At 72.8% G+C, this 22,781-nt stretch carries 20 protein-coding genes; 12 read left to right on the forward strand and 8 right to left on the reverse strand.

The window, feature by feature from the left end:
• Positions 1-14: 14 nt before the first annotated feature.
• The 3 genes from cobC to cobA are packed head-to-tail and all read left to right on the forward strand — an operon-like array spanning position 15 to position 3,414.
• A complete protein-coding gene (gene cobC, locus ABZ671_RS19130) occupies positions 15-1,070 on the forward strand; it encodes an Rv2231c family pyridoxal phosphate-dependent protein CobC (protein WP_357859435.1) in 1,056 nt (351 codons plus the stop codon).
• A complete protein-coding gene (cobT, locus tag ABZ671_RS19135; RefSeq protein WP_357859623.1) occupies positions 1,070-2,176 on the forward strand; it encodes a nicotinate-nucleotide--dimethylbenzimidazole phosphoribosyltransferase in 1,107 nt (368 codons plus the stop codon). Before cobC ends, cobT begins: the two co-directional genes overlap by 1 nt.
• Positions 2,173-3,414 (forward strand): uroporphyrinogen-III C-methyltransferase, encoded by a 1,242-nt coding sequence (gene cobA, locus ABZ671_RS19140; protein ID WP_357859437.1) that lies wholly within the window; start codon positions 2,173-2,175, stop codon positions 3,412-3,414. The genes cobT and cobA overlap by 4 nt, the downstream gene beginning before the upstream one ends.
• Positions 3,415-3,536: 122 nt before the next feature.
• Here cobA and otsB read toward each other — a convergent pair whose 3' ends face one another.
• Together otsB and ABZ671_RS19150 are read right to left on the reverse strand one after the other, a co-directional pair.
• Positions 3,537-6,137, reverse strand: coding sequence for a trehalose-phosphatase (gene otsB, locus ABZ671_RS19145; RefSeq protein ID WP_357859440.1), 2,601 nt, complete (start codon positions 6,135-6,137; stop codon positions 3,537-3,539).
• Positions 6,134-7,534 (reverse strand): trehalose-6-phosphate synthase, encoded by a 1,401-nt coding sequence (locus ABZ671_RS19150; RefSeq protein WP_357859443.1) that lies wholly within the window; start codon positions 7,532-7,534, stop codon positions 6,134-6,136. The genes otsB and ABZ671_RS19150 overlap by 4 nt, the downstream gene beginning before the upstream one ends.
• A 354-nt stretch (positions 7,535-7,888) precedes the next feature.
• On the opposite strand from ABZ671_RS19150, the gene ettA reads away from it, so the two are divergent.
• From ettA to ABZ671_RS19170, 4 genes are all read left to right on the forward strand, one after another.
• Positions 7,889-9,565 carry an energy-dependent translational throttle protein EttA gene (gene ettA, locus ABZ671_RS19155; RefSeq protein ID WP_357859446.1) on the forward strand — a complete coding sequence of 559 codons (1,677 nt, stop codon included), beginning with the start codon at positions 7,889-7,891 and terminating at the stop codon, positions 9,563-9,565.
• Positions 9,566-9,578: 13 nt separating this feature from the next.
• Entirely contained in the window at positions 9,579-10,022 is a 444-nt protein-coding gene (locus tag ABZ671_RS19160; RefSeq protein WP_357859450.1) for a thioesterase family protein, read from the forward strand.
• Complete coding sequence (locus ABZ671_RS19165) at positions 10,019-10,678, forward strand: hypothetical protein (protein WP_357859453.1); 660 nt, start codon at positions 10,019-10,021, stop codon at positions 10,676-10,678. The genes ABZ671_RS19160 and ABZ671_RS19165 overlap by 4 nt, the downstream gene beginning before the upstream one ends.
• Before the next feature lie 131 nt (positions 10,679-10,809).
• The gene (locus tag ABZ671_RS19170) at positions 10,810-11,394 is read left to right on the forward strand and encodes a YbjN domain-containing protein (RefSeq protein ID WP_357859456.1); all 585 of its coding nucleotides are present in this window, start codon (positions 10,810-10,812) and stop codon (positions 11,392-11,394) included.
• A gap of 71 nt (positions 11,395-11,465) precedes the next feature.
• On the opposite strand, the gene ABZ671_RS19175 is transcribed toward ABZ671_RS19170, so the two are convergent.
• From ABZ671_RS19175 to ABZ671_RS19185, 3 genes are all read right to left on the reverse strand, one after another.
• The gene (locus ABZ671_RS19175; protein ID WP_357859626.1) at positions 11,466-11,855 is read right to left on the reverse strand and encodes a globin; all 390 of its coding nucleotides are present in this window, start codon (positions 11,853-11,855) and stop codon (positions 11,466-11,468) included.
• Positions 11,856-11,933: 78 nt separating this feature from the next.
• Positions 11,934-13,301, reverse strand: a complete 1,368-nt coding sequence (locus ABZ671_RS19180) for an MFS transporter (protein WP_357859459.1) — start codon at positions 13,299-13,301, stop codon at positions 11,934-11,936.
• Between the two features lie 254 nt (positions 13,302-13,555).
• Complete coding sequence (locus ABZ671_RS19185; RefSeq protein WP_357859462.1) at positions 13,556-14,605, reverse strand: mechanosensitive ion channel family protein; 1,050 nt, start codon at positions 14,603-14,605, stop codon at positions 13,556-13,558.
• 277 nt (positions 14,606-14,882) lie between these two features.
• On the opposite strand from ABZ671_RS19185, the gene ABZ671_RS19190 reads away from it, so the two are divergent.
• Entirely contained in the window at positions 14,883-15,422 is a 540-nt protein-coding gene (locus tag ABZ671_RS19190; protein ID WP_357859465.1) for an HNH endonuclease, read from the forward strand.
• 7 nt (positions 15,423-15,429) lie between these two features.
• On the opposite strand, the gene ABZ671_RS19195 is transcribed toward ABZ671_RS19190, so the two are convergent.
• The 3 genes from ABZ671_RS19195 to ABZ671_RS19205 all read right to left on the reverse strand — a co-directional run bounded on the left by ABZ671_RS19195 (position 15,430) and on the right by ABZ671_RS19205 (position 17,609).
• Positions 15,430-16,233 (reverse strand): class F sortase, encoded by an 804-nt coding sequence (locus tag ABZ671_RS19195; protein WP_357859629.1) that lies wholly within the window; start codon positions 16,231-16,233, stop codon positions 15,430-15,432.
• Between the two features lie 262 nt (positions 16,234-16,495).
• On the reverse strand, positions 16,496-17,005 hold the full coding sequence (locus tag ABZ671_RS19200; protein ID WP_357859468.1) for a hypothetical protein: 510 nt from the start codon (positions 17,003-17,005) through the stop codon (positions 16,496-16,498).
• A 160-nt stretch (positions 17,006-17,165) separates the two neighbouring features.
• Positions 17,166-17,609, reverse strand: a complete 444-nt coding sequence (locus tag ABZ671_RS19205) for an Lrp/AsnC family transcriptional regulator (RefSeq protein WP_357859471.1) — start codon at positions 17,607-17,609, stop codon at positions 17,166-17,168.
• Positions 17,610-17,748: 139 nt separating this feature from the next.
• Here ABZ671_RS19205 and ABZ671_RS19210 point away from each other — a divergent pair, with 139 nt between their 5' ends.
• Genes ABZ671_RS19210 through ABZ671_RS19225 form a run of 4 tightly spaced genes read left to right on the forward strand, consistent with a single transcriptional unit; the run spans position 17,749 to position 22,755 of the window.
• Positions 17,749-18,633: a tryptophan 2,3-dioxygenase family protein gene (locus tag ABZ671_RS19210; RefSeq protein ID WP_357859474.1), complete on the forward strand. Its 885-nt coding sequence runs from the start codon at positions 17,749-17,751 to the stop codon at positions 18,631-18,633.
• 17 nt (positions 18,634-18,650) lie between these two features.
• Positions 18,651-19,925, forward strand: coding sequence for a kynureninase (kynU, locus tag ABZ671_RS19215; RefSeq protein ID WP_357859477.1), 1,275 nt, complete (start codon positions 18,651-18,653; stop codon positions 19,923-19,925).
• Positions 19,922-21,253, forward strand: a complete 1,332-nt coding sequence (locus ABZ671_RS19220; RefSeq protein ID WP_357859480.1) for an NAD(P)/FAD-dependent oxidoreductase — start codon at positions 19,922-19,924, stop codon at positions 21,251-21,253. The genes kynU and ABZ671_RS19220 overlap by 4 nt, the downstream gene beginning before the upstream one ends.
• 20 nt (positions 21,254-21,273) lie before the next feature.
• Positions 21,274-22,755, forward strand: a complete 1,482-nt coding sequence (locus ABZ671_RS19225; RefSeq protein ID WP_357859630.1) for a 2-hydroxymuconic semialdehyde dehydrogenase — start codon at positions 21,274-21,276, stop codon at positions 22,753-22,755.
• The last annotated feature ends 26 nt before the right edge of the window (positions 22,756-22,781 follow it).

The following is a 22,781-nucleotide window of genomic DNA, read 5'->3' on the forward strand; positions in this document are numbered from 1 at the left end:
GCAGGATCGCGGACATGCGGCAATCGGAGCCCGACCTCGCGCACCACGGGGACGCCGAGGCGACCCCCGGGCTGGTCGACCTGGCGGTCAACGTCCGTCGCGCCCCGATGCCCGACTGGCTGGCCGACCCGCTGACCGCGGCCCTGGGCGAACTGGCCGCGTACCCGGATCCCGGCCCGGCCCGGGCCGCCGTCGCCGCCCGGCACGGGCGTCCCCCGGAAGAGGTCCTCCTCACCGCCGGCGCGGCCGAGGGCTTCGTGCTGATCGCCCGGGCGCTGCGCGACGCCCGCCGCCCGGTCGTGGTGCACCCGCAGTTCACCGAGCCCGAGGCCGCCCTGCGGGCCGCCGGGCACGCCGTCGACCGGGTGCTGCTCGACCCGGCCGACGACTTCCGGCTCGACCCGGCCCAGGTGCCCGCCGACGCCGACCTGGTGCTGATCGGCAACCCCACCAACCCCACCTCCGTGCTGCACCCGGCCGGAGCGCTCGCCGCGCTGGCCCGCCCCGACCGCGTGCTCGTGGTCGACGAGGCGTTCGCCGACACCACCGGCGCTCCCGGCGTCGACGGCGAACCCGAGTCCCTGGCGGCCCGCCGCGACCTGCCCGGCCTCGTGGTGGTCCGCAGCCTCACCAAGACCTGGGGGCTGGCCGGGCTGCGCATCGGCTACCTGCTCGGCGAGGCCCCGCTGCTCGCCCGGTTCGCCGCCGCCCAACCGCTGTGGGCGGTCTCCACCCCGGCGCTCGCCGCCGCGACCGCCTGCGCGTCACCGGCCGCCGTCGCCGCCGAGCGCGCCATCGCCGCCGAGCTCGCCGCCGACCGCGACCACCTGGTGGCCCGCCTGTCCGGCCTGCCCGGCGTACGCGTCGTCGGCCGTCCGGCCAGCGCGTTCGTGCTGGTCCACCGGCCCGGCGCCGCCGCCGTGCGGGAACGGCTGCGCGAGCGCGGCTGGGCGGTACGCCGGGGCGACACCTTCCCCGGGCTCGGCCCGGACTGGCTGCGGGTCGCGGTGCGCGATCCGTCAACGACCGACGCGTTCGTCGACGTGCTGACGAAGATCCTGGAGGGATGATGTTCGAGTCCACACTGGCGGCGATCCGGCCGTTGGACGAGCCCGCGATGGCCGCGGCCCGCGACCTCCAGAGCCGGCTGACCAAGCCGGCCGGCTCCCTCGGCGCACTGGAACCCCTCTCCGTACGCCTCGCCGGGCTGGCCGGGGCCTGCCCCCCGCCGCTGCCCGAGCCGGCCGCGGTGGCCATCTTCGCCGGTGACCACGGCGTGCACGCCCAGGGCGTCAGCCCCTGGCCGCAGGAGGTCACCGCCCAAATGATCGGCAACTTCCTGGCCGGCGGCGCGGTGGTCAACGCGTTCGCCCGGCAGGCCGGTGCCTCGGTCACCGTGGTCGACGTCGGGGTGGCCACCCCGCTCCCGGTCGTTCCGGCAGCCGTCGTCGAGCTCCCGGTCGACCCGGCGGTGCTCAGCAACGCGGCCGGCCCCCGCCTGATCGCGGCGAACGTGCGGGCCGGCACGCGCGACATGACGGTCACCGCCGCGCTCACCCGGGACGAGGTCCGAACGGCGGTGGAGACCGGCATCCGGGTCGCCGGTGCGCTGGTCGACGGTGGCGCGGGCATCCTGCTGACCGGGGACATGGGCATCGGCAACACCACCCCGGCCGCCGCGCTGGTCGCCGCGTTCACCGGCGTCGACCCGGCCGAGGCGACCGGGCGGGGCACCGGGGTGGACGACGAGACGTACGCCCGGAAGGTGTCCGTCGTGCGGGCCGCGCTCGACCGGCACGCGCCCGACCCGGCCGATCCGCTCGGCGTGCTGGCCGCGGTCGGCGGGCTGGAGCACGCGGCGCTGGCCGGGCTGGTCCTGGGCGCCGCCGCCCGCCGGGTGCCGGTGCTGCTGGACGGGGTGATCGCGGTCAGCGGCGCGCTGGCCGCCGCCGCGCTCGCGCCGGACGCGGTCGGGGCGATGGTCGCCGGGCACCGCTCCGCCGAGCCCGGGGCCACCGCGGCACTGCGCCACCTCGGCCTCGACCCGCTGATCGACCTCGGGCTGCGCCTCGGCGAGGGGACCGGCGCGCTGCTCGCCCTCCCGGTCGTCACCGGCGCGGTCCGGGTGTTGCACGAGGTGGCCACCTTCGACTCGGCCGGGGTGGCCGAGAAGTGAGCGAGGAAACGAGCCTCGGGAATCCGTACCCGCTCGGGCTCCGGCTGGCCGGCCGGCGGGTGGTCGTGGTGGGCGGGGGAGCGGTCGCCACCCGGCGGGTGCCGGCACTGCTCGACGCCGGGGCGGACGTGCTGCTGGTCGCGCCGGAGCTGACCCCGGCGCTGCGGAGTCACGTCGACGCCGGCCGGCTGCGCTGGGAGCCGCGCCGGTTCGTTTCCGCCGACCTGGACGACGCCTGGCTGGTCCAGGTGGCCGTCGACGACCGGTCCGCCGCGGCCGAGGTCAGCGCCGCCGCCGCCGAGCGCCGAATTTTCTGCGTACGGGCCGACGACCGGGCGGCGGCCACGGCGTGGACCCCGGCCGTCACCCGGCACGGCTCGGTCACCGTCGCCGTGCTCGGTGGCGGCGACCCCCGCCGGTCGATGACCGTCCGCGACGCCATCCGCGCCCTGCTCGCAAGGAAGGGCCCCCTGTTAACGTCTCCGGTAGAGCAGGGGCCCCCTGTTAACACCGGCGGGCGGGTCGCGTTGGTCGGGGCGGGGCCGGGCGACCCGGAGCTGATCACCGTGAGAGGGTGGCGGCTGCTCACCGAGGCCGACGTGGTGGTCGCCGACCGTCTCGTCCCGGGGCTGCTCCTCGACGAGCTGCGCTCCGACGTCGAACTGGTGGACGCCTCGAAGATCCCCTACGGGCCGTCGCGCACCCAGGAGGAGATCAACCGGATCCTGGTGGAGCGGGCCCGGGCCGGCAAGGCCGTGGTCCGGCTCAAGGGCGGCGACCCGTACGTCTTCGGCCGTGGCGGCGAGGAGCTGCTGGCCTGCGCCGAGGCGGGCGTACCGGTGACCGTGGTCCCCGGGGTGACCAGTGCGATCGCCGTGCCCGCGGTGGCCGGTGTCCCGGTCACCCATCGGGCGGTGGCGCACGAGTTCACGGTGGTCTCCGGGCACGTCGGGCCGGACTCGCCGGACTCGCTCGTCCGCTGGGAGGCGCTCGCCGGCCTGCGCGGCACGCTGGTGATCCTGATGGGGCTGAAGAACCTCGCCGCGATCAGCGCGACCCTGGTCGCCCATGGCCGCCCGGCGGACACCTCCGCGGCGGTGATCCAGGAGGGCACGACCAGCAGCCAGCGGATGCTCCGCTCGACGCTTGGCGACGTCGCGGCCGACGTCACGGCTGCGGGTCTCCGTCCGCCCGCGATCGTGGTGGTCGGCGACGTGGTCGGCGCCCTGGTCGGCTGACCGGCCGCCGGCCGCCTGAACCGTTTGCGACATCAGCTCGAAAGGGGGTGACAGGGAGGTCCTCCCGGACACGACGGCGGCCCGGGACCTGTCGTCCCGGGCCGCCGTTTTCGCCGGTCAGGTCACTGCTTGATTGCTTCGTCCAGGAGGAGGGCGCAGCGGATGAGCCCCAGGTGGCTGTACGCCTGCGGGTGGTTGCCCAGGCCGCGCTCGGCGAGCGGGTCGTACTGCTCCGGGAGCAGCCCGGTCGGACCCGCCGTGTCGACCATCTGGGCGAACAGCTCCTCGGCGTCGGTACGCCGGCCGGTGCGCAGGTACGCCTCGATCAGCCACGACGTGCAGATGTGGAAGCCGCCCTCCCGGCCGGGCAGTCCGTCGTCCCAGTGGTACCGGTAGACGACCGGGCCGCTGCGCAGGTCTGCCTCGATCTTGAGCACGGTGGACAGGAAGCGTGGGTCGTCCCCGGGGAGCAGCCCGGACAGGCCGATCCAGAGGGACGAGGCGTCCATGTCCTCGTGCCCGTACGCGACGCTGTACGCCTCGGCCTCGGAGTGCCAGCCGTACTCCAGCACGTTGGCGCCGATCCGGTCGCGCAGCTCCACCCACTCCGGCCGGTCCTCACCGCCGTGCTGCCGCACCACGTGCAGCGCCCGGTCGACGGTCATCCACAACATGACCTTGGAGAAGACGTGGTGCCGGGGCGGAAGGCGGGCCTCCCAGATGCCGTGGTCGGGCTCGTGCCAGCGGCGGCGGACCGCCTCGACCATGTTCTCCAGCACCCGCCACTCGTCCTCCCGAACCGAGCCACGGGCGTCCGCCACGGCGGCGATCAGGTCCGCGACCGGGCCGAAGACGTCCAACTGGAGCTGGTGGTTGGCGAGGTTGCCGACCCGGACCGGCCGGGAGCCGGCGTACCCGGGCAGGGTGTCGATGACCGCCTCGGCGCCCAGCTCGTACCCGTCGACGGTGTAGAGCGGGTGCAGGCGCTCCGGGTGACCGCCGGTGCGGTCGACGACCCCGTCGATCCAGCGCAGCAGCCCCTCCGCCTCCTCCGTGGAGCCGAGGTCGACCAGCGCCCGCGCGGTCATCGCCGCGTCCCGCAGCCAGCAGTAGCGGTAGTCCCAGTTTCGGACGCCGCCCAGCTCCTCGGGGAGCGAGGTGGTCGCCGCGGCGAGGATCGAGCCGGTGGGCTCGTGGCAGAGCCCACGCAGGGTGAGCGCGCTGCGGGTGACCAGGTCGCGGGCCGTGCTGGGCAGCCGAAGCCCGGCCACCCAGTCCTTCCAGGGCCGCTCGGCGGCGGCCTGCCGCTCGTGGATCGGCACCCGATGGTGCTCCAGGCTCTGCGTACCGAAGCGCAGCTCCAGCACCACCTGCCCGCCCGCTGCGGCGAGGTCGACCACGGCCTTCGCCGTCTCGTTGACCCCGTCGCTGGTGACGTCCCACTCGACGCCCGGCGAGTAGAGCGCCATCGGCTCGTTGGAGCCGAGCACCAGCAGGCCGTCGTCGATCGGCTGGAGCTGCACCGCGACCTGACCGAACTCGGGACGCGGCGCGAAGTCGACCCTGGCCCGGCCGGTGCCGGTGAGCAGCCGGACCAGCGCCGAGTCGCCGGTGACGACCGCCGGGCCGTCCGGGGTGGTCTCCTTTGCCGGCAGGTCCAGCCAGTCGGTGACGGTCAGGCCCGACCACCGGGTCTCCACGGTCATCGTGCCGCTGCGGTAGCGCTGGCCGAGCGGGATGCCGCCGCGCTCGGGGCCGACGGTGAAGTGCCCGGCCGGGCTGCCGCCGACCAGGTCGGCGAAGATCGCCGCCGAGTCCGGCTTCGGGTGGCAGAGCCAGGTGATCTTCGCTTCGGGGGTGACCAGCGCGACCGTCCGCCCGTTGGCCAGCATCGAGTGGCGCTCGATCGGCACCGCCCGCTCGCCGAAGAGCCAGTGCCGGCGGGTTTCCAGCAGCAGACCCAGCGCCCGGGCCGCCTCGATCGGCTCGGCCACCCGGTAGCCGGCCTGGGTGTCCCCAGGGCCGATCTTGATGCCGACGTCCGGGCCCTGGAGGTTGCCGAAGGCGTTCTCATCGGTCACGTCGTCGCCGATGAAGAGCACGGCGCTCGCCGCGAGCTGGGTCCGGAGCTGGTCGACCGCAGTGCCCTTGTGGGTGGCCACCACCGACAGCTCGATGACCTCCTTGCCCTGGGTGACGGTCACGTCCGCCCAGGTGGCGGGGCCGTTGCGGACCGCTTCGACGGCCGCGGCGGCGATCTGCGGGTCGACCCCGCGGGTGTGCATGGCGACGCTGGCCGGCTTGCGCTCGAGGCGTACGCCCGGGTGGGCCGCGGCGATCTCGCGCAGCGCGTCGCGCAGCCGGGTGCGTACCTCGATCAGCTCGGGGGTGAGCCGCTCGACGAAGCCGATGTCGAACTCGGAGCCGTGGCTGCCGACGAGGTGGACCTCGCTGGGCAGGCGGGAGAGCGCGGCCAGGTCGCGCAGCGCGCGACCGGAGACCACCGCGACGGTGGTCTGTGGCAGCGAGGCCAGCGCGCGGACCGCGGCCACCGACTCGGGCAGCGGTACGGCCTTGCTCGGGTCCTCGACGATCGGCGCGAGCGTGCCGTCGTAGTCGCAGGCGACCAGGAGCTGCGGTACGCGGGCGATCCGGCCGATGGCGGCGCGCAGTTCGGGGTCCAGCACCCCGGCGGGCAGGGCGGTGGTGGCGGTGGAGTTCACGCGGCCTCCGCATCGGACACGCCGAGTTCGGTCAGGAAGGACGTGGCCCAGTGGCCGACGTCGTGGGTACGCAGGTGGCGTTGCATTATCCGCATTCGCCTACGGGCCTCCGGTCGTTCGACGTGTACGGCGCGCAGCAGCGCGTCCTTGACCGCGTCGGGGTCGTGCGGGTTGCACAGAAACGCCTGGCGCAGCTCTGTCGCGGCGCCGGCAAACTCACTGAGCACGAGCGCGCCGCCCTGGTCGGCGCGCGATGCGACGTACTCCTTGGCCACCAGATTCATTCCGTCTCGCAGCGGGGTCACCATCATCACGTCCGCCGCGACGTACATCGCGGCGAGTTCGGAGCGACTGTACGACTGATGCAGATAGTGCACTGCCGGTAGGCCTACTCGCCCGAATTCGCCATTAATCCTGCCCACCTCGCGCTCGACCTTCACTCGAAGCGCCTGGTAGTGCTCGACCCGTTCGCGGCTCGGGGTGGCGACCTGAACCATGACCGCGTCGGGAACTGTCAACTTTCCGTCAGCGAGAAGTTCGCGGAAGGCCTTCAGCCGGAGCTCGATGCCCTTGGTGTAGTCGAGCCGGTCGACTCCCAGGATGAGCGTCTTCGGGTTGCCCAGCTCTTCGCGGATCTGCTTGGCCCGGGCCTGGATCGCCGGGTCTTCGGCCAACCGCTCCATCTCGGCGGTGTCGATGGAGATGGGGAAGGCGCCGGCCTTGACCCTCCGGCCGTCGACCTGGATCATCTGCCCCTCGTAGCGCAGGCCGAGCAGGTGCCGGGCGAGCCGCACGAAGTTCTGCGCCGCCAGCCGCTGCTGGAAGCCGACCAGATCGGCGCCGAGCAGGCCGCGCAGGATCTCGGTGCGGAACGGCATCTGCATGAACAGCTCGATCGGCGGGAACGGGATGTGCAGGAAGAACCCGATCCGCAGGTCCGGACGCAGCTCGCGGAGCATCGCCGGTACGAGCTGGAGCTGATAGTCCTGCACCCAGACCGTCGCGCCCTCGGCCGCGACGTCCGCCGCGGCCTCCGCGAACCGGGCGTTGACCAGCCGGTACGCCTCCCGCCACCGGCGCTTGTACGTCGGCGTCTCGACGGCGTCGTGGTAGAGCGGCCAGATCGTCGCGTTGGACTGGCCCTCGTAGTAGCGCTCCAACTCCTCGGCGCTCAGCGGCACCGGATGCAGGCGGATCCCCTCCAGGTCGAACGGCTCCGGCGCGGCGCCGGTGCCGCCGGCCCAGCCGACCCAGGTGCCCTGCTGCGCGGCCAGGACGGGATGCAGCGCGGTCACCAGCCCGCCCGGGCTGCGCCGCCACTGCCGCCCCTCGGGTGTGCTCACCTCGTCGACCGGCAGGCGGTTCGCCACTACGACAAAGGAGCTACGGACGGTCACGATCGGCCACCTCCGGGTGCTGACGGGTCCACCGCGATGAGCGTAATGAGCCTAGCTGCGGCGTCTGTTCCCCCGTGCCGCAGTCACCTACCCGTCCCACGATCACCGAACCGCAGACGTGATCTTACTGACAACTGCTGGTCAAAGCTCGCTGATCGGCGAGTCCAGCCAACGGCACGGTGGCGCGCCGCGTATCCCGGAAGGCGGGGTGATGTGGGCAGAGCGGGGCGTACCTGTCAGGATTGACGATGGCGTGCGCGTGGCCGGCTCCCGGCCGGCGGCGGCGGGCGGAAGAGCAGCCCGCGCCCGCGCGCCGCAAGCTCGCGATCGCAACCGACGGAGGTAGCCCGCACCGTGGCCCAGTTCATCTACGTCCTGGAAAAGGCGCGCAAGGCGCACGGCGACAAGGTCGTGCTCGACAACGTGACGCTGAACTTCCTGCCGGGGGCCAAGATCGGTGTGGTCGGTCCGAACGGCGCCGGTAAGTCCAGCCTCCTCAAGATCATGGCAGGCTGGGACCAGCCCAGCAACGGCGAGGCCCGGCTGATGCCCGGCTACACCGTCGGCATGCTGGCGCAGGAGCCGCCGCTGAACGACGCCAAGACCGTCCTCGGCAATGTCGAGGAGGCGGTCGCCGAGACGAAGGCCAAGCTGGAGCGGTTCAACAAGATCGCCGAGCAGATGGCCACCGACTACTCGGACGAGCTGATGGAGGAGATGGGCAAGCTCCAGGAGGAGCTGGACAACGCCGACGCGTGGGACATCGACTCCAAGCTCGAGCTGGCGATGGACGCGCTGCGCTGCCCGCCGCCGGACGCCGACGTCACCATGCTCTCCGGCGGTGAGCGCCGCCGGGTGGCGCTGTGCAAGCTGCTGCTGGAGGCCCCCGACCTGCTGCTGCTCGACGAGCCCACCAACCACCTGGACGCGGAGAGCGTGCAGTGGCTGGAGCAGCACCTGGCCAAGTACGCGGGCACCGTCATCGCCATCACCCACGACCGGTACTTCCTCGACAACGTGGCCAACTGGATTCTCGAGCTGGACCGGGGTCGCGCCTACCCGTACGAGGGCAACTACTCCACCTACCTGGAGAAGAAGGCCGCCCGGATGGCCGTCGAGGGGCGCCGCGACGCCAAGCTGAAGAAGCGCCTCGACGACGAGTTGGAGTGGGTCCGCTCCAACGCCAAGGCCCGGCAGACCAAGTCCAAGGCCCGGCTCGACCGGTACGAGGAGATGGCCACCGCGGCGGAGCAGACCCGCAAGCTGGACTTCGAGGAGATCCAGATCCCGCCGGGCCCGCGCCTGGGCAGCACGGTCATCGAGGTCAACAACCTCGTCAAGGCCTTCGGCGACCGGGTGCTGATCGACGGCCTCAGCTTCTCGCTGCCGCGTAACGGCATCGTCGGCGTCATCGGCCCGAACGGCGTCGGCAAGACCACCCTGTTCAAGACCATCGTCGGGCTGGAGGAGCCGACCACCGGTTCGGTGAAGGTCGGCGAGACCGTCTCGCTGTCGTACGTCGACCAGAGCCGGGCCGGCCTCGCCGGCGACAAGACGGTCTGGGAGACCGTCTCCGACGGGCTGGACCACCTCCTGGTCGGCAAGGTGGAGATGCCCTCCCGGGCGTACATCGCGGCGTTCGGGTTCAAGGGGCCGGACCAGCAGAAGCCGACCAAGGTCCTCTCCGGTGGCGAGCGGAACCGGCTCAACCTGGCGCTGACCCTGAAGATCGGCGGCAACGTCATCCTGCTCGACGAGCCGACCAACGACCTGGACGTGGAGACCCTCTCCAGCCTGGAGAACGCGCTGCTGGAGTTCCCCGGCTGCGCCGTGGTCATCTCGCACGACCGGATGTTCCTGGACCGGGTCGCCACGCACATCCTGGCCTGGGAGGGCGACGACCAGAACCCGGCCAAGTGGTTCTGGTTCGAGGGCAACTTCGAGGCGTACGAGAAGAACAAGATCGACCGGCTTGGCGCCGAGGCGGCCCGCCCGCACCGGGTGACCTACCGCAAGCTCACCCGTGACTGATCGGTGCTGACCCGTGTCTGACCGGTTTGTCTATCACTGCACGCTGCGCTGGTCTGACCTGGACGCGTACGGCCACGTCAACAACGCGCGCTTCCTCACGCTCTACGAGGAGGCGCGGGTGGCGATGATGTTCGCCGGCGGCCGGGCGTGGGGGGTGGGCTCGTTCGCCGACGGGGTGGTCATCCGTCGGCACGAGGTCGACTATCTGCGCCCGGTCGACTACGCGCTGGGCCGGGCCAGTGCGGAGGCGGCCCCGACGGTCCGGATCGAGCTGTGGGTGGAGGAGATCCGGGCCGGATCGTTCATCGTCGCCTACGAGCTGTACGACGGCGACGTGCTGGCCAGCACGGCCCGGTCGGTCCTCGTCCCGTTCGACCTGGCCGCGCAGCGTCCCCGCCGGGTCTCCCCGGAGGAGCGCGCCTTCCTGCTCCGGTACGCGCCCGGGCTGCCGGCATGACCACCGGGCACGGGCTGGACGGGGTGGCCGACGCCGGTGCTTTCCTGGCCCGGCTGGTCCGGCTGGACCCGGCCACCCTGGTCCGGCTCCGGCCGGTCCCGGGAATGGACCGGACCGCTCTCTGGGCCCGGCTGCCGTGGGACGTCCTCGTGGTCCGTACGGTCACCGGGACGGCCCCGGGGGACGTCACGGTCGTCGGCGGGGAACTGCTGGCCGAGTTGGCGGCCGGCGGGGCCAGGCTGCCCCGGCGCCGCGACGACGGGTGGCGCTGGGCGCTGCCCCCGGTGGCGAGCCGGGCGGTGGAGACGCTGCCCGCCGAGGACGTACGCCGGATCGCCGCCGCGGCGGCCGGGACGCTGAGCGAGGCAGCCGCCCACGGTGTGGCGGGCCGGGCGGTGGGGCAGCGCGTGCTGCGGGACGCGCTGCTGGATCACGTCGCGGTCGTGGTCACCCCGGACGACGCGCCGGACGTGCCGGTGGAGGTGCCGCAGCGGTTGATCCAGGGCCTGGTCCGGATGGGCTTCCTCGGTGCCGGTGACGTTCAGGTGCGCGTTGCCGGCCGGTGGGTCGGGCTGGTGGGACCGTACGGAGCGGCATGGTCGCGTAAGGTTGCCGAACTTGCCCTAAAGCCCGTGTCGGTTCATCCAAACGGGTGACCAGCTCTCATCCTTCCGGTTCGGGGCGACCGTTGGGGGGGTGCCTCAGCTCGGCTGTCCGGGTACCGTCCATCCTCGGATCCAACGCACCGTAGGCGAGTGGATCCGCTGGGGAGTGAGGTGCGCGAGCGATGCCGTGGTGGTCATGGCGCCCAGGTTCCGCCGCTGGCGGCGACCCGGAAACTCGAAGCGGGATCACAATGGAGGAGAGCGTCCGGGTCGGGCCACCGACCCCCCGTCAGCCGGAGGACGATCCACCGGCCGCCGAACGGCCTGTGATCGCGGAAATGCCGGCCATCGTCGCCCCGGTCACCCTCCGCCGGGTGTGCGACGCGCTCGACCTGCTCGACGTGCGCTACCTGGCCGACGGTGACGGCAACCTGCTGGCCATGTGGGAGCGGCACGCGGTGCTGGTCACCCTGGAAGGCCCGGACGACGAGATCCTGGTGATGCGGGCCCGTCCACACGCGACTGTGCCGCCGGACTGGGTCGACCGGGCCTATCGGGTGGTCAATGAGTGGAACCACACCCGACGGTTCTGCAAGGCGTACGTTGGCGACCCGACCGAGCGGGGCCAACTGCCGATCTATGCGGAACTCCAGGTCCCGCTCGGTGCTGGCACCCACGATGCCTTGCTGGTCGAGATGCTCGACTGTGGCGCGGCGGTGGCCACCACCTTCGTGGATTGGCTGCACGACGAGGGTGCCCTGCTCTGACCGCCCCGGCCGAGGCCGCGAGCCCCGGCCGAGGCCGCGAGCCCCGGCCGTTGCCGTGCGGCCGGCCGCCGTCAGGCCCCGGCGGCCGGGTCCTCCACGACGTTGACCATGAAGTACGCGGCCCGCTCCAGATAGTCCCAGAGCGCGGTGGCGATCTCCGGCGGCAGGTCCAACCGGTCCACGGCCCGGCGCATGTGGTGCAGCCAGGCGTCCCGCTCGGCCGCGCCGATCCGGAACGGGGCGTGCCGCATCCGCAGCCGGGGGTGGCCGCGCTGCTCCGAGTAGACGCGCGGGCCGCCCCAGTACTGCATGAGGAAGAGGGTCAGCCGGTCGGCCGCCGGGCCGAGGTCCTCCTCCGGGTACATCGGCCGCAGCAACGGGTCGGTGGCGACGCCGGCGTAGAACTCGTCCACCAGCTTTCGGAATGCGGGCTCGCCGCCGATCGCCGCGAAGAGGGTCATCGACTCGCCTGAGGAAGTCACCGTTCCATCCTGCCAGGTACGGCCGGCGTGCCGCTGCCGGCCACCGCCCGCAGGGCGTCAGGTCACCGCCTGCCGGCTCCGTTCGTCGACCGCCGCGCGGGCCGCCGGGACGGCCGCCCGAGCCGCGGGGGGCGGGTGATGGCCGGCGGCCGTTCCGGCCTGGGCGGCCTTGACGGCTGCCTCCACCGTCTGGGGACGGGGCCAGGCGGACGCCGCCACGAGCATCAGGAGCACCCCGGCGGCGCTCCAGCCGCCCACCACCACGGGAATGGCGAACCGCTCGGCGAGCGCCCCGGTGGCCAGCACGGCCGCACCCTGGATGACCTGCGTGCCGCTGGCCATCACGCCGAACGCCCGGGCGCGGTAGCCCTCCGGCAGCGCGCGGACGAAGAGACCGTTGGCCATCGGCATCAACGCGCCGACCGCGAAGCCGCAGGCAGCCGCGAGGAGGGCCACCATGAGCGGGGGCGGGTCGAGGATCGCGGGGACCAGCACCACCGGGGCGAGGACCGCCAGCGGTCGGATCAGCGCCAGCCGGCGGGCCGGGGCTACGAGCCGACCGATCAGCAGGCCGCCGAGGATGTAGCCGACCGGGTTGGCGGCCATGATGACCGCCTGGGCGACGCCGGTGTCCAGGTTTCCGCTTCGCTCGGCGGCCCACGCCGCGGCGAGCCCCTCGGGCACGATGGAGAAGACCATCGCGCTGAACACGAGCACGGCGATGGCCCGCAGGACCGGCCGACCGAAGACGAGCCGGAAGCCCTGGGCGGTCTCCCGCAACAGGTGGCTGCGGTGCGCGGAGGTCATTGTGGGCGGCCGGTCGCGGAGCCCGAACCGGACGAGCGCCGCCGAGAGGGCGAAGGTGCCCGCGTTGATCAGTAGTGCGGCGGCAGGGCTGGCCGAGGCGATGGCCGCGCCGACCATGTAGCCGACGACCTGGGCGGCCTGACCGGAGCTCGTGGAGATCGACAGGCCCACCATCAGTCGGTCGCCGGTGAGGATGTGCGGGAGCAGCGCGGACCGGGCGGCCTGGCTCGGCGGGTTGGCTAGCGTGGCGGCGAAGATCAGGGCGAGGATGGCCCAGGGGGGCATCACCGGCAGGGCCACCAGCACCATCATCGCCATTCGGAACAGGTCACAGGCGATCATGACCTGCCGGTACCGGTATCGTTCGGCGAGCGCGGAGAGCAGCGGGCCGCCGAGCAGCCAGGGCAGATAGCTGGCGGCGAACGCGGCGGCGGAGAGCGCCACCGACTCGGTCTCCCGGTAGACCAGAACGGTGACCGCGGCCTTGGCGATGTAGTCGCCGATCCAGGAAAGAGCGTTGGCCGTGAGGAGGGCGCGGAACTCGGCGAGGCCGAAGACGTCGCTGAAGGTGGCGGGGCCCTCCTGGGCGGGTCGCTCGTCGGACACCGTCGCCTCCATCGTCCCTGGAGCCAGAAGCCACTCGTGATGGCCCTACCGGGGACCGTCGTCAGATGTACGGATCAGCGAGGACGTGAGCACGGCTTCACTTTCGCCGGGCGTGCTCACCGGATTCTGCCCGATCGTCCGACAACTGGCTAGGGCGAACGGGTTGATCGTCGCATCTCCGACTGAACGAACGGACGATACCCGAGGGGCCGGCCGGCGCGCGACCCCCCGAAATCGTCTGCCCGTACGGGACCGGGTGGAGCACCTCAGGTCGCTCCTCCGGTGCCCGTCTCGCCCGGGGCGCGGGTCGGCATTCCCGGAAATCGCCGGGCCGCCGCAATCTGCGCGGTGATGCCGGAGTTCTCCAGCGCCTCCGCCAGCCGGCGGCGCAGCTCGCGGCCGACCGCGAACTGCCCGCTCGCGGTCGTCTTGACCACCGTACGGATCACCGCGCCGTCAACCGTGATCTGCTCGACGCCCAGCACCTCCGGTTCCTCGACGATCTGGGGTGCCATCTCGGGATCCATCGCCAGGGAGGCCGCCGCCGTACGCAGCACCGCGGTGGCCTCCTCGGTGGAGGCGAAGCCGATCGGCAGATCCACCATCACGCGGGCCCAGCCCTGGCTCTTGTTGCCGACCCGGACGATCTCGCCGTTGCGGATGTACCAGAGCACGCCGCGCCCGTCGCGGACGGTGGTGACCCGCAGCCCGACGGCCTCCACCACGCCGGTCGCCTCGCCCAGGTCGACGGTGTCGCCGACCCCGTACTGGTCCTCGATCAGCATGAACAGGCCGGCGATCAGGTCCTTGACCAGGCTCTGCGCGCCGAAGCCGAGCGCCACGCCGGCGATGCCGGCGCTGGCCAGCAGCGGGGCCAGGTCGAAGCTGAACTCCTTCAGCACCATCAGCAGCGCGATGCCGAAGATGAATGCGCTGACCATGCTGCCCAACACGGAACCGATCGCCTCGGCGCGCTGCCGCCGGCGCTCCGGCACGAACTGCTCCGGGTTCGACGCGGCGCTGGGGATCCGCTCGCGCAGCGGCTTGAGCAGGGTGGGCATCGCGCCCTCGCTCGTCGTGCGCACCAACCGGTTGATGGTCCGGTGCAGCGCCCAGCGGGCGACGAAGGCCAGCAGCAGGATCAGGATGATCCGCAGCGGCTTCAGCACGATCCAGTAGCTGCCCTCGGCGAACCACGCCGAGTGGGTCAGGTCGTAGACGTTCTTGCACCACAGGTTGGCCCGGCACTCGTCCGATGGCATCGGGTCGTCGGCGGCGGCGGTCAGGGCGCGGAGGATCAGGTTGGCGGCACTCACCCTGCTTTCGTACCGCACGGTCGCTGCGGGGTGGCGGCTGGCCCGCCGCCGCGCGGCCGTGGCCACCGGTCAGCGGTACGGAACCGGTCATCTTGGCACGCGCACCGAAGGTGCCTGAGGGTACCCCGGATTAGTGCGTGCAATCCGGGGCCCGATCAGGGACGATTGGCGCAGCGGACGTCGGTGATCCGGCCGGCGTCGGTGCGGCTCCCCGTTGCCTGCGGGGCACGCCCGGCGCGACAGCGGCAGGAGCGGCTGGACCGGGAGGGTGAGCACGATGCCTGACATACGACCCACAGCAGGCTCTGGTGCCCTGGTGCTCAACGCCACCTACGAGCCGCTGTGTGTCGTGTCGGTGCGTCGTGCCGCGATCCTCGTGCTGTCGGCCAAGGCCGTCTGTGTCGCCGACGGCGACGGCCTCCTGCACAGCGCACGCAACGTGCTCCCGGTTCCCTCGGTGGTCCGGCTCACCCGCTACGTCCGGGTGCCCTACCGCACCCACATCGGGCTCTCCCGCCGGGCGGTGTTCGCCCGGGACGGGTGGCGCTGCGCCTACTGCCGCGGCCCGGCGGAGACCATCGACCATGTCTTCCCGCGCAGCCGGGGTGGCCGGCACGCCTGGGAGAACGTGGTCGCCGCGTGTGCCCGCTGCAACCACACCAAGGGTGACAAGACCCCGGCCGAGCTGGGCTGGCGGCTGCACTGCCTGCCGGCCGCACCGAAGGGGACGGCGTGGCGGGTGCTCGGCCACCGTGCGCCGGATCCGCGCTGGGCAAACTGGCTGGATCTGCGCGAGCCGGAGCCGGAGGCCGCCTGAGCCCGGCTCACGGGCCACGGGCCTGGACCAGGGACGCGTAGACCACGAGGTTGTCGGCATAGCCGGTGGCACCGCCCACCCACCGCCCACCACAGGTGATCAGGCGCAGGTTCGGCCGGCTGAAGTCGCCGAAGACCTCGTCCGCGGGCAGTTTCTCCTTGTCGTACCGCTGCACCGAGGTGACCTCGAACACGGCCACCGAGTGGTCTTCGCGGGCCACCTCGACCCGGTCGCCGTCCTTCAGTTTCTTCAGGTCGTGGAAGACGGCCGGCCCGGTGGTGGTGTCGACGTGCCCGACGATCACCGCCGGGCCGTACTGTCCGGGGGTTGGCCCCTGGTCGTACCAGCCGGCCTCGTCGGCCTTCTCGAGCTCGGGTACGGCGATGCTGCCGTCCGGGGCGAGGCCGACCCGGTGCACCGGCGCCCGCAGGCCGAGCTTGCTGATGGCGATGTCCGTCGGCGGGCTCGCCGGCAGCACCGGGAACTTCTTCGGGGGCGGCCGGATCCCGGCGAAGAGCCGGTCCGGCAGCACGGTGACGCCGGTCACCCGCTCGACGCCGAGCATCGCCACGATCAGCACCATCAACGTGGCGATCACCAGCACCGGGGCGCCGGGGCCGCGCCGGGCGGCGTACCGCCAGCGGGCAGCGGCGCTGGTGGGCCGCACGGGCGCCGGCGGGCCGGTGCTGGTGCGGGCAGCGGCCCTGGTGGGCCGCGCTGGCACGGGCGCCGGTGAGCCGGCGGTGGCGACGCTGGCCGTGGAGGCGTGGCCAGCGGCGCGGACGAACCGGCGGGACACCCGGGCGGCCAGCCGGAGCGCCGTCCGGAGCCCACCGCACCCGGTCTCCGGCCCACGTCCGGCCCGGCCGTCGCGACGGGCCGCGGTGGCCTGGTCGGTCAAGCGGCCGGGCCGGTGACTGTCGCCGTGGATGCGGCTGGCGGGGTCGTCGTGGCTTGCCGCGGTCCGGCGGCCGGGCCGGTGGGAGTCACCGTGGATGCGGCCGGCGTGGCGATCGCCCTGGTCCCGTTGGCGGACGACTCGGGTCAGTGTGCGGGCCATGGGCCCCACCTCGTCAGTCGCGCGGCCCGGTCCTGCGCCGGGCGCCGACGCCGGCGACCACCGTCACCGCGACCAGGCCGCCGACCAGCAGCAGCGAGCCGACGCCCCGGCCGCCCGCAGTGCCGCCACCACCGGTGGCCGGGCCCTTGCTCGGCTGCGTCATGTTCAGCACGGTCAGCACGGTCGACGCCGTGTTCCCGTTCGAGCAGCGCAGGTCGACCGGGTAGTCACCGGCCTGCTTGTTGCTCGGGATGGTCACCGCCCCGGTGAGGAAGCCGTTGTCCGGTCGGAGCATCACCCGCCCGAAGGCATCCGAGTTCACCTCGGCCTGCCGGTTGTTCGCGTTGTCGCAGCTGGCCCGGATGCTCACCCGGGAGCCGGCCTGCGCGGGATTCGGCGTGACCTCGATGAAGACATTCTCCCCGGCCCGTGCCGGGCTGACGGTCATGAGGACGAACATCGCGACCAGTCCGAGGACGCTCAGGACTGCGGACAGGGCGCGGTGCGACACGGGCCCTCGCATGATTTCCCCCCTCCCGGTGCGACGCGGCACCGGAATCCTGCTGACGGGCAGCCCGGCCTGCTTTCCCGATCCCGTCCGGGCAAACCCGGCCGGCGTGCCCGGGCGGGTGGTTAACAGGGGGCCCCTGCTATGCACCGAGGCGTTAACAGGGGGCCCGTCCTTACCGGCGGGGGAGGGGGGTGACCGGGTGCCATTCCAGCGGGGTGGAGAGGACCATCGTGCTGGACGGCTGGCCGTACGGGGCCAGACGGTCGATGACTGCCTCGAACTCCTCGATCGAGCCCGCGGCAACCTTGAGCATGCTGCACGCGTCGCCGGTGATCCGGTGGACCTCCATGATCTCCGGCCAGCCCGCCACCGCGGGGTCGTTGAGGATGCAGCGCGACCCGTAGCAGGACATCCGGATCAGGGCCACCACGGTCCGCCCGGCCCGGGTCAGGTCGACGTGCGCGTGGTAGCCGGTGATCACCCCGGACTCCTCCAGCCGGCGGACCCGCTCGGCCACCGCCGGCGGCGACAGGTGCACCCGGCGGGACAGCTCGCTGAACGAGAGCCGGGCGTCGGCCTGGAGTTCACGCAGCAGCGCCCAGTCCATGTCGTCCACTGCGTGACCTTTCGTTCGGCAACCGGTGGGCCCAGCGGCTTTACGACCGGCAGGTTGAACCACGATACCGCCGTTGAACAGGCATTCCATTTGCGGATCCACTGGCGGGATCATGTCGTCTACCCGAGTTCGAAGGGACATGACGGTGAAACAGACTGCGGCGGTACGGCCGGCCACCCCGCGCCAGCGGGCGGCCCGGGCGGCGCGTAACGGCGGCGAACCGACGCTGGAGTTCGCCGACCGGGTGCCCTACGACGCGTACGTGCGGGCGAGCACGCTGCACCGGCTGCAGCAGCCGCTCAGCGACGACCCGGGCGAGATGTCTTTCCTGATGGTCAGCCAGATCATGGAGCTGTACTTCGGGCTGACCTGCCACGAGCTGCGGCACGCCCAGCGGGAGCTGCGGGCGAACCGGATCTGGGAGGCGCTTCCCCCGCTGCGTCGCGCGGCCCTGCACCTGGAGGGGCTCAACGCCGCCTGGCAGGGGCTGCGCTGGATGACCCCGGCCGACTTCAACCGCTTCCGCGACCGGCTCGGTGAGGGCTCCGGCTTCCAGTCCGCGATGTACCGCCAGCTGGAGTTCCTGCTCGGCCTCCGCGACCCGGCGCTGATCCGCCCGTTCCGCCGGCAGACCGAGGTGTACGCGGAGCTGACCGCGGCCCTCGCCGCGCCGAGCCTCTGGGACGATGTGGTCGCTCTGCTCGCCCGGCGGGGCTTCGCCCTGCCCGCCGAACTGCTCGACCGGGACGTGACGACCGAGCACGAGCCGCACCCGGCGGTCGAGGCGGCCTGGGTGCGGATCTACGCCGACGGTGGCCCGGACAATCACCTGCGGCTGCTGGGCGAGGCGCTGACCGAGGTGGCCGAGCGGTTCGGCGACTGGCGCTGGCACCACGTCAAGGCGGTGCAGCGCACCATGGGCGCCAAGGTCGGCAGCGGCGGCTCCGCCGGGCTGGCCTGGTTGCAGCGCAGCATGGCCCGGGTGGTCTTCCCGGAGCTGTGGTCGGCCCGGACCGCGATGTGAGCGGAAAGAAGAAGGACATGCACACCGAAGACGAAGCTCGCCAGCTCGACGCGGCCGATCCCGGGCACCGGCACCTGTTCCACGTGCCGCCCGCCGAGGGTGGGCGCTACCCCGAGGTGGCGTACCTGGCCGGCAACTCGCTGGGCCTGCAACCCCGGGCCACCCGGGACGAACTCCTCGCCGACCTGGACGCCTGGCACCGGCTGGGCGTGGAGGGGCACCTGGAGGCGGAACGGCCCTGGCTGCCGTACCACGAACTGCTGACCGCGCCGGCCGCGCGACTGGTCGGCGCGCTCCCCACGGAGACCGTGGTGATGAACTCCCTCACGGTCAACCTGCACCTGCTGATGGTGAGCTTCTACCGCCCGGCCGGGGAGCGGACCCGGATCGTCATCGAGGACAGCGCCTTCCCCTCGGACAGCTACGCGGTGCGCAGCCAGGCCCGTTTTCACGGGCTGGACCCGGACGCCACGGTGGTGCGGCTCAAGCCGCGTCCCGGTGAGGACACCCTGCGCACCGGCGACGTGCTGGACTTCCTCGCCGCCGAGGGGCACACGGTCGCGCTGGTGCTGCTCGGCGGGGTCAACTACCTGACCGGCGAGCTGATGGACATCCCGGCGATCACCGCCGCCGGGCGGGCCGCCGGCGCGGTGGTCGGCTGGGACCTGGCGCACGCGGCCGGCAACGTGCCCCTCGCGCTGCACGACTGGGACGTCGACTTCGCCGCGTGGTGCTCCTACAAGTACCTCAACTCCGGGCCGGGTGCGCTGGCCGGCGTCTTCGTCCACGAGCGACACCTCGGCGACCCCCGGCTGCCCCGCTTCGAGGGCTGGTGGAGCACCGAGGCGGCGACCCGGTTCGAGATGACCCCGGTGTCCCGGCCGCCGGCCACCGTCGAGGCGTGGCAGATCTCCAACCCGCCGATCTTCGCGATGGGGCCGGTGCGTACCTCGCTGGAGCTGTTCGACGCAGTCGGCATGCCGGCGCTGCGGGAGCGCAGCCTCCGGCTCACCGGCTGGCTGGAGCGGCTGCTGGACGAGGTGACCGCCGACCGGCCGCTGACCGTGATCACCCCACGCGACCCGGCCCGCCGGGGCTGCCAGCTGTCGGTGCGGATCGGGGTGGGCAGCGCCAACGACCTGACCAAGCGGCTGCGCCACGAGCACGGGGTGATCGCCGACGCGCGGGAGCCGGACGTCGTCCGGTTCGCCCCGGTGCCGCTCTATTCGACGTACCACGACTGCTGGCGGGTCGCCGACGCGCTGGCCGCCACCGTGGAGGTGACCCGATGACCGAACGCGAGGAGATCGCCGTCGTCGGGGCCGGGCTGGCCGGCTGCCTGCTGGCCTGCTACCTGGCCCGGCGCGGCTACCCGGTGGCCCTCTACGAGCGGCGGCCGGATCCGCGTACCGGGACAGCCGAGCGGGGCCGCTCGATCAACCTGGCGCTCTCCGAGCGCGGCCTGGACGCGCTGCGCCGGATCGGGCTGGAGCGGCAGGTGATGGCGGACGCGCTGCCGATGCGCGGCCGGATGATCCACCCGGTCGAGGGGGAGCAGCAGTTCCAGTCGTACAGCGGCACCGGCGAGTGGGCGATCAACTCGATCGGGCGGGGCGCGCTGAACAACGCGCTGCTCACCGCCGCCGCCGCGCTGCCGGGCGTGCGGATCGCCTTCGACCACCGGCTGGTCGGGCTCGAACCGGCCACCGGCGAGATGACCTTCGAGACCCCGCAGGGCAAGGTCACGGCCACCACGTCGGTCGTCCTGGGCGCCGACGGCGCCGGGTCCGCCGTGCGCGGGCAGCTGCTCGGGCACGGGCTGCTGACCGAGAGCCTGGACTTCCTCGACTACGGCTACAAGGAGCTCACCATCCCGCCGCTGGGCGGCGAGTTCGCCCTCGATCCGGGCGCCCTGCACATCTGGCCGCGCGGCACGTCGATGATGATCGCGTTGCCCAACCCGGACCGCTCCTTCACCTGCACGCTCTTCTGGCCCACCCACGGCACCGCGAGCTTCGCGTCGCTGGGCAGCCCGGCCGCCATCGAGCGATACTTCGCCACCCACTACCCGGACCTGATCCCGCTCGCCCCGAACCTGGTCGACGACTACCAGCACAACCCCGTCGGGGTGCTCGGCACGGTCCGCTGCACGCCCTGGCAGGTCAACGGCAAGGTCGGCCTGCTCGGCGACGCGGCGCACGCCATCGTGCCGTTCTACGGCCAGGGCGCGAACTGCGCGTTCGAGGACGTGGTCGAGCTGGACCGCTGCCTGGACGAGTGCGGCGACGACTGGTCCGCGACGCTGCCGCTGTTCCAGCAGCGGCGGCAGGCCAACGCCGAGGCGATCGCGCGGATGGCGCTGGCCAACTTCGTGGAGATGCGGGACAAGGTCGCCTCCCCGGTGTTCCAGACCCGTAAGAAGATCGAGCACGCCCTGGAGCGGGCCCTGCCCGGCAGGTACGTGTCGCAGTACGAGCTGGTCTCCTTCTCCACCACCCCGTACGCCCGGGTGCGCCGCCGGGTGCGCCGGCAGTACCAGGTGGTCGGTGCGGTGGCGGCCGGCGCGCTGGCGGCGCTGGCCGGCGCGGCGGTGGCGCTCGGCCGAAGGAGGCGCGGATGACCCGCTGGGATCCCCGGCTGATGGCCGGGCACGCGCCGGACGGCCCCGGCCTGCTGCGCAACTTCGTCGGCGGTTCCTTCGTGGATGCCGGCTCGCGCTTCACCAAGCGCAGCCCGGTGACCGGTGAGCCGGTCTTCGAGGTGGTCGAGGCGTCGGCGTCCGTGGTGGACGACGCGGTGGCCGCCGCCCGGGCGGCGCTGCGCGGCCCGTGGGGCCGGATGGGGGAGCGGGAGCGCGCCGAGGTGCTGCGCCGGGTCGCCGACGAGCTGGAACGGCGCTTCGACGACCTGGTCGCCGCCGAGGTCGCCGACACCGGCAAGAGCATCTCCCAGGCCCGTACGCTGGACATCCCGCGCGGTGCGGCCAACTTCCGGGCGTTCGCCGAGATCGTGGCGACCACGCCGACCGAGTCGTTCACCACGGTCACCCCGACCGGCGGCCGGGCGCTGAACTACGCGGTCCGCAAGCCGGTCGGCGTGGTCGCGGTGATCGTGCCGTGGAACCTGCCGCTGCTCCTGCTCACCTGGAAGGTCGCCCCCGCCCTGGCCTGCGGCAACGCCGTGGTGGTCAAGCCCAGCGAGGAGACCCCCGCCTCGGCCACCCTGCTCGCCGAGGTGATGGCCGCCGCGGGCGTGCCGGAGGGCGTGTTCAACCTGGTGCACGGCTTCGGCCCCGACTCGGCCGGGGAGTTCCTCACCCGGCATCCGGGCGTCGACGCGATCACCTTCACCGGGGAGTCGGCCACCGGCAGCGCCATCATGCGGGCTGCGGCGGACGGGGTGAAGGCGGTCAGCTTCGAGCTGGGCGGCAAGAACGCCGGCCTGGTCTTCGCCGACGCCGACCTGGACGCCGCGGTTGCCGGGTCGGTGCGGTCCAGCTTCACCAACGGCGGCCAGGTCTGCCTCTGCACCGAGCGGATCTACGTGCAGCGGCCGGTCTTCGAGGAGTTCACCGCCCGGCTGGCCAAGCGCGCCGACGAGTTGGCGTACGGCTGGCCGGCCGACGAGGCCACCGTCAACATGCCGCTGATCTCGCACACCCACCGGGACAAGGTGCTCGGGCACTACGACCTGGCCCGCGCCGAGGGCGCCGAGGTACGCGCCGGCGGCGGGGTGCCCCGCTTCGGCGACCCCCGCGACGGCGGCGCGTACGTGCAGCCGACGGTGCTGACCGGGCTCGGGCCGGACGCCCGGACCAACCTGGAGGAGATCTTCGGCCCGGTGGTCCACGTCGCCCCGTTCGACGACGAGGACGAGGCGTACGCGCTGGCCAACGGCACCGACTACGGCCTGGCGGCAACGGTCTGGACCCGCGACGTGGGCCGGGCGCACCGGGCCGGGTCGCGGCTGGACGCCGGCATCGTCTGGGTGAACACCTGGTTCCTGCGCGACCTGCGCACCCCGTTCGGTGGGGTGAAGGCGTCCGGCATCGGCCGGGAGGGCGGGGTCCACTCGCTCGACTTCTACTCCGAGCTCACCAACGTCTGCGTGGATCTCTCATGAGCGGTCAGAATGGCCGGCGTCGTCAG

The sequence above is a fragment of the Micromonospora sp. NPDC006766 genome (genome assembly GCF_040636055.1).
In the GTDB taxonomy this organism is placed as follows: Bacteria; Actinomycetota; Actinomycetes; order Mycobacteriales; family Micromonosporaceae; genus Micromonospora.